At 61.6% G+C, this 10,269-nt stretch carries 11 protein-coding genes; 6 read left to right on the top strand and 5 right to left on the bottom strand.

Going from position 1 to position 10,269, the window contains the following annotated elements; all coding sequences use genetic code 11:
- The 3 genes from WA702_RS12665 to tcuA form a co-directional block, all read left to right on the top strand.
- On the top strand, nt 1–771 hold a 771-nt coding region (locus WA702_RS12665; protein ID WP_425110867.1), incomplete at its 5' end, for a M20/M25/M40 family metallo-hydrolase.
- Nucleotides 772–838: 67 nt separating this feature from the next.
- On the top strand, nt 839–1,486 hold the full coding sequence (locus WA702_RS12660; protein WP_425110866.1) for a trimeric intracellular cation channel family protein: 648 nt from the start codon (nt 839–841) through the stop codon (nt 1,484–1,486).
- Nucleotides 1,487–1,971: 485 nt separating this feature from the next.
- Nucleotides 1,972–3,381: an FAD-dependent tricarballylate dehydrogenase TcuA gene (tcuA, locus tag WA702_RS12655; RefSeq protein ID WP_425110865.1), complete on the top strand. Its 1,410-nt coding sequence runs from the start codon at nt 1,972–1,974 to the stop codon at nt 3,379–3,381.
- A gap of 94 nt (nt 3,382–3,475) precedes the next feature.
- On the opposite strand, the gene WA702_RS12650 is transcribed toward tcuA, so the two are convergent.
- The 4 genes from WA702_RS12650 to ubiT form a co-directional block, all read right to left on the bottom strand.
- Complete coding sequence (locus WA702_RS12650) at nt 3,476–3,901, bottom strand: putative zinc-binding protein (RefSeq protein ID WP_425110864.1); 426 nt, start codon at nt 3,899–3,901, stop codon at nt 3,476–3,478.
- A gap of 199 nt (nt 3,902–4,100) precedes the next feature.
- Nucleotides 4,101–5,027: a ubiquinone anaerobic biosynthesis protein UbiV gene (ubiV, locus tag WA702_RS12645; RefSeq protein ID WP_425110863.1), complete on the bottom strand. Its 927-nt coding sequence runs from the start codon at nt 5,025–5,027 to the stop codon at nt 4,101–4,103.
- A gap of 45 nt (nt 5,028–5,072) precedes the next feature.
- Nucleotides 5,073–6,050 carry a ubiquinone anaerobic biosynthesis protein UbiU gene (gene ubiU / locus WA702_RS12640; protein ID WP_425110862.1) on the bottom strand — a complete coding sequence of 326 codons (978 nt, stop codon included), beginning with the start codon at nt 6,048–6,050 and terminating at the stop codon, nt 5,073–5,075.
- Complete coding sequence (ubiT, locus tag WA702_RS12635) at nt 6,041–6,568, bottom strand: ubiquinone anaerobic biosynthesis accessory factor UbiT (protein ID WP_425110861.1); 528 nt, start codon at nt 6,566–6,568, stop codon at nt 6,041–6,043. Before ubiT ends, ubiU begins: the two co-directional genes overlap by 10 nt.
- Before the next feature lie 210 nt (nt 6,569–6,778).
- Here ubiT and WA702_RS12630 point away from each other — a divergent pair, with 210 nt between their 5' ends.
- From WA702_RS12630 to WA702_RS12620, 3 genes are all read left to right on the top strand, one after another.
- Entirely contained in the window at nt 6,779–8,260 is a 1,482-nt protein-coding gene (locus tag WA702_RS12630) for a UbiD family decarboxylase (RefSeq protein ID WP_425110868.1), read from the top strand.
- Nucleotides 8,257–8,826: a UbiX family flavin prenyltransferase gene (locus WA702_RS12625; protein WP_425110860.1), complete on the top strand. Its 570-nt coding sequence runs from the start codon at nt 8,257–8,259 to the stop codon at nt 8,824–8,826. The genes WA702_RS12630 and WA702_RS12625 overlap by 4 nt, the downstream gene beginning before the upstream one ends.
- A gap of 601 nt (nt 8,827–9,427) precedes the next feature.
- Nucleotides 9,428–9,661: a response regulator gene (locus WA702_RS12620; RefSeq protein WP_425110859.1), complete on the top strand. Its 234-nt coding sequence runs from the start codon at nt 9,428–9,430 to the stop codon at nt 9,659–9,661.
- 428 nt (nt 9,662–10,089) lie between these two features.
- Here WA702_RS12620 and WA702_RS12615 read toward each other — a convergent pair.
- The coding region (locus tag WA702_RS12615) for a DUF2950 family protein (protein ID WP_425110858.1) at nt 10,090–10,269 on the bottom strand (180 nt) is incomplete at its 5' end.

Genomic DNA, 10,269 nt, shown 5'->3' with positions numbered 1-10,269 from the left:
CTCTTCAAGCGGTTTCCAAAACCAGACGTGATCTTAGGTCAGCACGTTATGGTAGGCCCTTCGGGAACCGTCGCCGGGCGTGCCGGCGCTATCACATCGGCGGCGGACAGCCTGCAAATTCGCCTGTTCGGGCGCGGCGCACACGGATCGATGCCCCAGGCCAGCATCGATCCAGTCGTCATGGCGGCCTCGACCGTGCTGCGACTGCAAACAATCATTTCGCGCGAGGTGGCTGCGGCCGAAGCTGCGGTGCTGACGGTAGGTGTTCTGCAGGCTGGCACCAAGGAGAACGTCATTCCGGACGAGGCCATTATCAAACTGAATGTCCGGACCTTCGATGCGGGCGTGCGTAAGCGCGTTCTGGCAGCAATCGAGAGGATCGCCAATGCAGAGGCGGCTGCTTCGGGCGCGCCGCGGCCGCCGGAAATCACGGCGATCGATCATTATCCCCTCAATGTGAACAATCAAGATGCCGCCAGGCGAGTGGCCGACAGCTTTCGCGAATATTTCGGAGCGGAGCGAGTCCGGGAAACGGGGCCGGCTCCCGCCAGCGAGGATTTCGGATCGTTCGGCTCCGAGTGGCACGTCCCATCGGTCTTCTGGTTCGTCGGCGGCACCGATCCCAAGACGTACGCACAGGCCAAGGAGGCGAACAAAATCAACGAACTTCCTGTGAACCACAGTCCGAAATTTGCGCCGGTTCTTCATCCCACGCTACGAACGGGCGTTGAAGCGCTGGTCGTCGCGGCTCGGGCGTGGCTACCGGCGTAGAATGCGAGCCGACCTCCCGGCCGGTCAAAGCATGTTCATCCTCTCCTAGGGTAAGGAAAGTTGGATCATGGACAAGCTTCCGCTTGTGCTCGATCTGAGCGGCACTTTCGTGTTCGCTCTCAGCGGAGCGTTGGCAGGTGCTCGGCGGCAGCTGGATTTGTTCGGCGTTCTGGTCTTGTCATTTGCGGCGGGAAATTCGGGAGGGATCACCCGCGACCTCCTGATCGGCGCCGTTCCACCCGGCGCGATCAGCGACTGGCGCTATCTTGGCGTGTCGCTCCTGGCCGGGCTCATAACATTCTACGGCTCGCTCCTCATTGTGCGAATGTCGAATGCGATCCTCATTTTCGACGCGGCGGGTCTTGCACTCTTCGCCGTTACGGGCTCTTCGAAGGCGCTGGCCTTCGGGCTGAATCCGGTGATGGCGACCGTCCTCGGGATGGTGACCGGCATCGGCGGTGGTATGGTCCGAGACGTGCTGCTGGCAGAAATTCCCACGGTGCTGCGCGCGGATCTCTATGCCGTCGCGGCATTGGTCGCGGCAGCAATGGTGGTGATCGGCCACATGCTGCAATTACCGGTGGCCCCGGTCACGGCGGTGGCGCTGATTTCATGTTTCCTGGTTCGCGTCGTGGCGATCAGGCGCGGTTGGCGGCTTCCGGTCGCGAAGATCAACGAACGAGTCGATCCCGATAAGGATAGCGGACGATCTTAGACCGGCTTCGTCGAAGGGCTGAGGACGGTCTTGGGTCAAAAGCGCCTGTAAGCTCTCGGAAGAATGGGCTCCGATCTGGTCCACCCTGCGCGGCTTGGCGATGGCGGTGGTATCGATCGTGACCTCGACCAAACGATCCAACGGATGCAAGCATTCGCGCAAGCTGGGCGTCGGCGGCATCGCTGAGCAGGAGACCTGCAGCAGACCTGCGCGCGGCCTCTATTTCGAAAAGTGGAGCCGAATCGCTTGAGATAGATCAATCCCTACCGGCTGGTAGCGGGCAAATCGAGGCCACGGAAAGCGGTCGCCCTGAACCGCAGGATGCACCATCCGCTAAGCCGTCGCGCTTGGACGAAGCGCGCCGGATCATTGAGGACTAAGCAGATAGTCTGCGAGAGATGGTCCGAAAGCTGCGCCGAAACACACACCGAGATCATTTCAGGAGCAGGGCGCGCGATAGGAACAATGATTGATCGAAAGCGGCCATGAGCGACGCGGCCAGACCGCAGACCCCAGACGTTCTGGTGGTCGGCGGCGGCGCATCCGCGTTGTGCGCCGCGATCGCGGCCCGACGCCGTGGTGCCTCGGTGCGAATCGTCGAACAAGCGCCCGCCGCGTTGCGCGGAGGCAATACCCGCCACGCGCGAAATTTCCGCTTAATGCATGACGGGCCGACACGGTACGTACCCGACGCCTATGGCGAGAATACTTTTTTCAAGGAGCTGCTTCACGTCACGCGCGCAGCTACCGACGAACAACTGGCGCGCATATTGATCCGCGGCTCTGCTACGATCGCGGCATGGCTCGACGATAATGGCGTGCGCCTGCAGCATCCGGCAAGCGGCGCGATGCCCTATTCGCGGCGTACGGCCTTTTTCCTCGGCGGCGGCAAGGCTATGATCAACGCGCTCTACGCAACCGCGGCGAAGCTTGGCGTAGCCGTCGACTACGAGAGCGAAGTCGTGGCGTTCGACTTCGGCGACCACCGTCATTGCAAGGTCCACATCGTTCATCACGGCGGCGTCGAACGCGTCGCGACGAAAGCCCTGGTGCTGTGTTCGGGGGGCCATCAGGCCAATCTCGACTGGCTGCGTAAAAGTTTTGGCGCGGTCGCCGACGGTTTCATGATCCGTGGGGCCGCCAACCTCACCGGCTCGGTATTGCGCCTGATGCTCGACGCTGGCGCGAGGCCGGTCGGCGACCCCAAGCGCTGTCACATGGTTGCCGTCGATGCCCGAGGACCAAAGTTCGATGGTGGAATCGTTACCCGCATCACCGCGATTCCGCACGGAATCGTCGTCGATCGCGGCGGCGAGCGCTTTCACGATGAGGGAGAAGATACAGGCAAAACCCATTTTTCTCGATGGGGCGCGCGCATCGCAGCCTGTCCGGGGCAGATTGCCTATCTAATCCTGGATGCGGAAGGTCTCGGCCGCGCCTTGCCAACCGCGCTGCAGCCGATCCGGGCCAACACCGTCGCGGCGCTCGCAACGAAGCTCGGTCTCGAACCGGCGACGCTGGAAGCAACGGTACGCAGCTTCAATGCTGCACTCGGCGCCGCCGACAATATGCCGGTGTACGAACATTGCACCACCGGGCTGACCCCGCCGAAGTCGCACGCCGTCGCGATTACGGTCCCGCCGTTTGCGGCCTATCCGATGTGGCCAGGCGTGACGTTCATGCATTTCGGCGTTGCCGTCGATGATCGCATGCGGGTCGTGGGGAACGATGGCAGGCCCCTACGCGATGTTTTCGCGGCCGGCATGATCATGGCGGCGAACGTGCTCGGCGACGGCTATCTTGCGGGTCTGGGTATCACGCTTTCGACCGTGTTCGGGCGTCTCGCCGGCGAAGAGGCCGCGCGACATGCTGCCCTCCGCCCAGGAGGCGGCTAAGACAAACATGTCAATATCGACGTCATCCCGCGGCCCCTGCGCCGCAGGCGACCTGAAGCCGCTGCCACGCGGCTTCGTCCGCCCGCTACCCTGCCTATGAGTCGACGTTCGGGCTGATTTGGCAGATCAGCTTGTCGCCTGCGGAATCGGCTTCAATCGATTCGATAGCGGCGACCGCGCTGCGATAAACGGCGGATGCATCGCTTTCATCAAACTCCGCATGGAATCGCTTTTTTATGCCGAGGTCGGTTAAGATGAGATGTACCGCCGGGCTTACCTCATGCCGTGCTAGGCTGCGCTCCACGCAACGGAGAGAGCAGCCGTCGATTGCCAGAATTGGTCTTCCCGATTTTGCAATCTTCACGAGAGAGGGGACATCGCCGCCGACCCCGGCAATGCAAGACATTTCAGCCTCGACGGCTCGATCGAGGCCAACCGCCACATGATTGGCCATTTGGGCGGCGCTCGAACAGCCCGAGCATGAGTAGACAAGAGGAAGTCGACGCTTGCTCTCAGCCATTTCTGGTCTCTTCCGGGATCATACCCATCCGCTGAGCGTCTAGATGAAGCGAGGGGCCGCTGTGCCCGCGCAAGACGGGATGCTTTTGCCGAACAGTGGCATCAGCGCGGTGCTGGTCGTTCTCATTCATCACCTGTCAGGCATCATCGTCACAAAACCAACCGCCGACCGTGGCGCGCTGAATCATTCCAGCCACTGGTTACTGCCCGAGGACTGCAGCACTTCTGTCGGCGAGATCCGGTGCAGATTGGGACGTCGCGCGCTTTCCGCGAAGAAAGCCGTTGGTTGTCGGTACGTTCGGATAGACCGTGGTCAATCGATCCAGGCCCTCCTCGGGCTGGAGCTTGCCGTCGACCACATCACGGAAAGTGCGGGTAACCGCGACCATGTCGCAGTGCTGCGGCGATAACCGCAGGGATGCAACGCCGGCCTGAGTGAGATCGTCGATGTCCCCGATCAGATTGGTGCAAGCGTAAGAAAGAGTCTGGAGACCATTCACCACCAGGAAGCGCTCGTCGTCCAGTGTATCGACTGGCAGCCCATCCGGATCGGTTGCGCAGACGAAGCGGCAATTGTCTTTGGAAAGTTTGTGCAGGCGCGCGTGGTAACAACGGGCAGAGATCGCGAGTGGCGCCCGGCCGAAAGCAAACACCTCCATTTCGAGCTGCGGTGCCGCTGTCGCGATGGCCGCGATTGCGCCCAGCGGGAGTTCGGGTGGAAGACAGATGCTTTGCGCGCCTTGGGCCTCGAACCAGATTGCCGTGCTTTCGTTGTAAACATTGACCAACGGGCCGATAGTATGAGGTCGCCCGGCGAGGTGGGCGATACAGGTTATGTCATTGGCTTCGACCATGAGACTGGCGTCGCGCGCGAGCTCCTCCGTCCACCGCCTTTCGCGTTCCAGGGTGATCAGCGCGAGCGAGCTCAATCGCACCTGCTTTCCCCCGGCGATCAGACGCTCGATGACGGACGGCAGGTGTTCTCCAAGGAATGGCATCCGCTTCGAGCACACCACTTCGCCCACCGCGACCGCATCCACCGCCGCCTCGTCGGCGATACGAAAATAGAAGTCGCGCCAGACTTCCGGCGGCCAGTTGAACAGGATCGGGCCAAGCGTAAGCTTCATCAATCTTCTATCTCGGTTCGGGATATTCGTTCAGCGCCACTACTGTCAGCGCCAGGTCTTGCGGTACGCGCCTAGTGTAGAACTTTGCCCCTCGGTGAAGGCGGCGAGGCGACCCTTCGGCAGTTTCTCTCCGGCATCGAGGGCATTGAGTTGTTCGCGGAAGCCACGAACCACGCCCTCAATATAGGCCCGGCTGCGCTGCCGCCCTTCGATTTTCAGCGCGGTAACGCCAGCGGCGCGCAGACCGGGCAGGATTTCCGCGGCATCGAGACTTACGGGATCCTCGAACAGGTAACCGGAACCGAGTGTGGTCTTGAAGCGGCCCTTGCACAGGGTCGGATAGGCAGCCGGCTCACCCTTGGCAAAGCGGTTAATGGTAAAATCGCCAAGCCGCGAGACCAGTGTGCCGTTCTCTTCGCGATAAACGACGTGACTGGCGGGAGAACAGACGCCATTCATATTGGGCGATTGTCCGGTGACATGAGAGGACAGCGAGCAGCGACCTTCCGCCATCACGCACAATCCGCCGAAGATGAAGACTTCGGTCTCGCAATCGACGGCACGGGTGACCGCGGCAATTTCCGACACTGTGAGCACGCGCGGCAGAACCACGCGCCGAATACTGAAGTGACGCACATAGAAGCCGATCGCGTCCGGATTGGCAGCAGCCGCTTGTACCGACAAGTGCAGACGCTGGCCCGGATGAGCGCGCGCGGCGTAATCGAGGAGGCCGACGTCGGCAATAATGAGCGCATCCGCATTGGCGGCGACCGCGTCGTCGACAGCGCGATGCCAGAGCGCCTCGGCGCCCGCGCTCGGGAATGTATTGATGGCCACCAGCGCCCGTGCGTCGCGCCGGTGGGCGTAAGCGATTCCCTCCCGCAGTTCTGGCCGGCTGAAATTCAACCCCGGAAAATTGCGTGCGTTGGTGGCGTCGGCAAACCCGCAATAGACCGCGTCGGCGCCGGCGTCGACTGCGGTGCGCAACGCCGCGGGCGTTCCTGCGGGACAGATCAGCTCCACGATTCGGCCCCTGTCCGCGGCGCTGCGCTCGCCAAAGCCTTCAGTTGAGATAGCGCGCCACCCAGCAGGCACCGACCCAGTGGCGCCAGCGGCCCGAACAGGGCCGCGGTATCTGCGACCAGGTCGAGGTCAGCATCGTCAATCGCATTACGTAGCGCCAGAACTGCCTCGACATCGCCCTTGATGACAAGATCGCGGGAGAAAAACAGGGCGTCACCGTCGTAGGACCCGTCGACCAGTCCCAGAAGTCCCATCATCGAACCGGCGATCCGGATCGAAATGTCAGCAGGCAAGCAGCGTACGGCGATCACGGTTGGTGCTCGCGGATCCGGCTCTAGCACGAAAGCGAATGGCAGATCGGTGGGTTCGATGCCGAAACGTTTGCTGGCGTGAGGCCCAAGACGCTCAAAAATGCGGGGGTGACGCGCAACGACGGAGCGCAGCACCAACGCCAATGGTAATTGGAGCGGCGCGAGGGGTAGCGGCTGGATGCTGCGAGCAATCAGTCGCGGAAGCATCGGAACGGGCGGCATCCTCACACTATCAGCCCCTCCGCAGGACGCATGCGACCAGAATGGCACATCGATAAGCGCTTTACTGTCGCCCGCGGCCGCTGGTCTTTGTTCTGGAACAAAGACGGAGCCGAAAATCTCGTACAGCATTTTCTTTTTGATGAGGGATCCGTGCCCAGTCGCGACTTGCCACCATTCCGCGACCTGCGCGGTTTTATGTCTCACCTCGAAAGCCAAGGGCGGCTGGTTCGCATCCGGGAGCCCGTGTCAGTCGTGCACGAGATGACCGAAATTCACCGGCGCACCTTGCAGGCCAACGGTCCGGCGTTGCTGTTTGAAGCGCCGGTCATGCCCGACAGGACCGCAGCCGGGATGCCTGTTCTCGTCAATCTGTTTGGCACGTCAGAGCGAGTCGCCTGGGGCTTCGGTGTTGATCCGGCGCGGGTAAGCGCATTCGGCGAGATGCTGGCGGAGCTCCGTGAACCGCGGCCGCCGCGCGATTTCGCCGACGTTATGTCGAAACTACCGCTTGCCCATGCGGCTATGACAATGCGACCAAAACAGGTCAATGCGCCGCCGGTGCAGGAGATTATATGGCGCGGAGACCAGATCGATCTCACTCGGCTTCCGGCGCAGGTCTGCTGGCCAGGAGAACCAGGCCCGCTGATCACCTGGCCTATGGTCATCACCCGGACGCCGGACGATGAAGCTGGCGACGAGATCAATGTCGGTATCTACCGGATGCAGGTCATCGACCGGGACCGCGCCATCCTGCGCTGGCTAGCCCATCGCGGCGGCGCGCGGCACCATCATATGTGGAAGGCGCGCGGGACCGATATGCCGGTCGCAGTCGCGATTGGAGCCGATCCCGCAACCATTCTTTCCGCCGTCCTCCCGCTGCCGGAGACGCTGTCGGAGTTCCGCTTCGCCGGCCTTATCCGTGGCGAACGTCTGCGGCTTTCGAAGTGCATCACCGTACCCCTTATGGTGCCCTCTGACGCGGAGATCGTCATCGAAGGCCTGGTATCTCCTGAGGACACCGCGCCGGAGGGACCATTTGGCGATCACACCGGCTACTACAATGCGGTGGAGGATTTTCCGGTGATGCGGGTCACCGCGATCACGATGCGTCGCAATCCGGTCTATCTGTCCACATTCACCGGCCGCCCGCCGGACGAACCGTCGCGTATCGGGGAAGTGCTCAATGAGCTGTTCGTGCCTCTGGTCAGAAGGCAGTTGCCTGAAATCGTGGACCTTTGGCTACCGCCGGAAGCTTGCTCCTATCGGATGGCGATTGCGTCGATCAACAAGCGCTATCCCGGTCAGGCGCGCCGCGTCATGCTCGCCCTGTGGTCGCTGCTGCCACAGCTCACCTATACCAAATTCCTGATCCTTGTTGACGCCGACATCGACGTACGCAACTGGGCCGATGTGATGTGGGCGATTTCGACCCGCTCCGATCCCTCGCGCGATCTGGTCTCGCTCACCGATACGCCTATCGACTACCTCGACTTCGCTTCTCCCAAGCCGGGCCTCGGCGGCAAGCTCGGAATTGATGCGACCACCAAAGTTGGGGCTGAGACAACGCGGGAATGGGGCCGCGTTCTCGACATGGACAGCTCGATCATCGCGCGGGTGGACGCCTTATGGCAGCGCCTCGGGCTTCCTGAGGACACGCTGCGAGGGCGCGTACCATGACTGACCATCCGCGGATCGTCGTCGGCATCAGCGGCGCATCCGGCGCCGCACTGGGCGTGCGCGTGGTCGAATTGTTGGCTGCGACCAAACAATGCGAGCTGCATCTTGTGGTGACACCAAGCGGCGAACGGACGTTGGCCCACGAGGTCGGGGAAGATGCCCTGCCCCGCATTGCCGCGATGGCTGCGCGACATCATTCGATCGACAATATCGGTGCAAGCATCGCCAGCGGTTCTTGTCGCACCGCCGGCATGATCGTCGCACCGTGCTCGATCCGAACTCTGTCCGCGATCGCCGCCAGCGCCGCCGACAATCTCCTGGTCCGCGCCGCGGACGTCCAGTTAAAGGAGCGGCGCAGACTAGTGCTGATGGTGCGGGAAAGTCCGCTGCATCTCGGACATTTGCGGGCAATGGTCTCGGTGACCGAAATCGGCGCGATCGTCGCACCGCCCGTTCCGGCCTTCTATGCCAAGCCCGGTACGCTCACTGAGGCGATCGACCACATCGCGCGCAGGGCGATCCGGCTGCTCGATCTCAGCATCCCGATGTTGGAATGGGAAGGTTGACACGACGACCAATAGTTCGAATCCGGATCGGTTCTCCGTTGCCCCGTAGGTCTATCTCAGGACAGGGAAGTCCGATTCACCGGGACATCGCGCGGATGATTCGCTGTTCTTCCGGCCTTTTATATCGGGAGTGCATTCGCCTTCATGAGCGTATTGCGCTTCGCCCCGGTGCCAAGCGTGGCCTGATCGACACCACGCTTCAAGAAGAACCGGGCACGATTCCGAGCTGGCCGGCGGCTCATGACAGGAAAACGGGACCACAAACAAAACTCCCGCAGCCTGCGCTACGGGAGTTTCGGATCTTGGTTGCGGGGACCTGCAACCATCTCAAATTACTGCTCGAAGCGACGGCTTGAGCGGCTCACCGACACGTTTGGGCTTACAGACTTCTGTCCTATTCATCCGTTCATGACCTCTGTCCGACGGGATCGATTAGGCCCCACTGGCTTGTGGCCGAAGATCATCCGACTGATTGTCCGGTCTCGAGTTCAAAGCTGGCGCAGCCCCGCATCACAGATCAGCGTCCTGGTTCCCCTTCCCGAACTTATGTTCACTTGTGAATGACTGCTGCCGCGTTGGTGCGGCTGGAGGATAGAGCACGTTGCCAAATCCGTTGCTGCTGATCCTCGTCGTCGAGGACGAATATCTGGTCCAGGAGCTGGCCCAAGGGGCCTTGTCCGACGGTGGTTTCGACACGAAAACGGTGTCCTCCGGCGAGGAAGCCGTCGGCCTGCTCGATCGCGATCACGCGCGATATTGCGCACTGCTCACCGACATTCACCTGAGCGGCGACCTCACCGGCTGGGACGTGGCCAGGCGCGCCAGACAGAGCTGAATCCGGACGTCCCGGTGGTCTACATGACAGGAGCCGGAGCCGATCAGTGGCCTCGCACGGGGTGCCAAATAGCATTCTCTTGATCAAGCCGTTTGTGCCTGCGCAGCTCGTTACAGCCGTGTCTCAGCTTCCCTTAACCAGGCTCCGCCGCCGCCGATTGTGGCGGGTCGGCCGGCTAGGGATCGCCCAATCTGAAGTCAGACTGTTGGGATGAGAGAGCAATGCCATCACTCCGGATTGTTCGGCTTATCTGAAAGGCGGCACGCTCGTTCCCGAGCGCGGGGTTTCAGAAAAAAGACTAAAGGCGAATCGCCGGTCTGAGGCGCGAGCTTCCTTTGCTGCAAAGAGCTTTGGTGCGCCTCGAATGAGAGCCGCCTGTTAGATCATGGACACATTCAGGTGACGGCAGCGATGAGCCATCGGCACTGTCAGTCATTGGCAGCGTCGACTTTCTTCCACGTTTTGTCCGGGTCAAAAGCTATCAATTCCTGGGCACGTTCCTCAGTCTCCTCGCCAAGGTTCTTCTGGTAGACTTGGCCCGCATGATTGACGATCAAGGTCATCACGCCGGAGTTACCGTAGTCGGCGGGATAGGCCAACAATCCAAA

It is taken from the genome of Bradyrhizobium sp., from assembly GCF_049798375.1.
Lineage (GTDB): Bacteria > Pseudomonadota > Alphaproteobacteria > Rhizobiales > Xanthobacteraceae > Bradyrhizobium.
The sequence above is the reverse complement of the archived record's forward strand: the minus strand, read 5'-3'. Positions and strand labels throughout refer to the sequence as shown.

Excerpts from the sequence above, each read along its gene's own strand:
- ubiT (WP_425110861.1), bottom strand. The coding sequence starts at position 6,568 with ATGCTTCCGCGACTGATTGCTCGCAGCATCCAGCCGCTACCCCTCGCG.
- WA702_RS12625 (WP_425110860.1), top strand. The coding sequence starts at position 8,257 with ATGACTGACCATCCGCGGATCGTCGTCGGCATCAGCGGCGCATCCGGC.
- tcuA (WP_425110865.1), top strand. The coding sequence starts at position 1,972 with ATGAGCGACGCGGCCAGACCGCAGACCCCAGACGTTCTGGTGGTCGGC.
- WA702_RS12630 (WP_425110868.1), top strand. The coding sequence starts at position 6,779 with ATGTCTCACCTCGAAAGCCAAGGGCGGCTGGTTCGCATCCGGGAGCCC.
- WA702_RS12650 (WP_425110864.1), bottom strand. The coding sequence starts at position 3,901 with ATGGCTGAGAGCAAGCGTCGACTTCCTCTTGTCTACTCATGCTCGGGC.
- ubiV (WP_425110863.1), bottom strand. The coding sequence starts at position 5,027 with ATGAAGCTTACGCTTGGCCCGATCCTGTTCAACTGGCCGCCGGAAGTC.
- WA702_RS12660 (WP_425110866.1), top strand. The coding sequence starts at position 839 with ATGGACAAGCTTCCGCTTGTGCTCGATCTGAGCGGCACTTTCGTGTTC.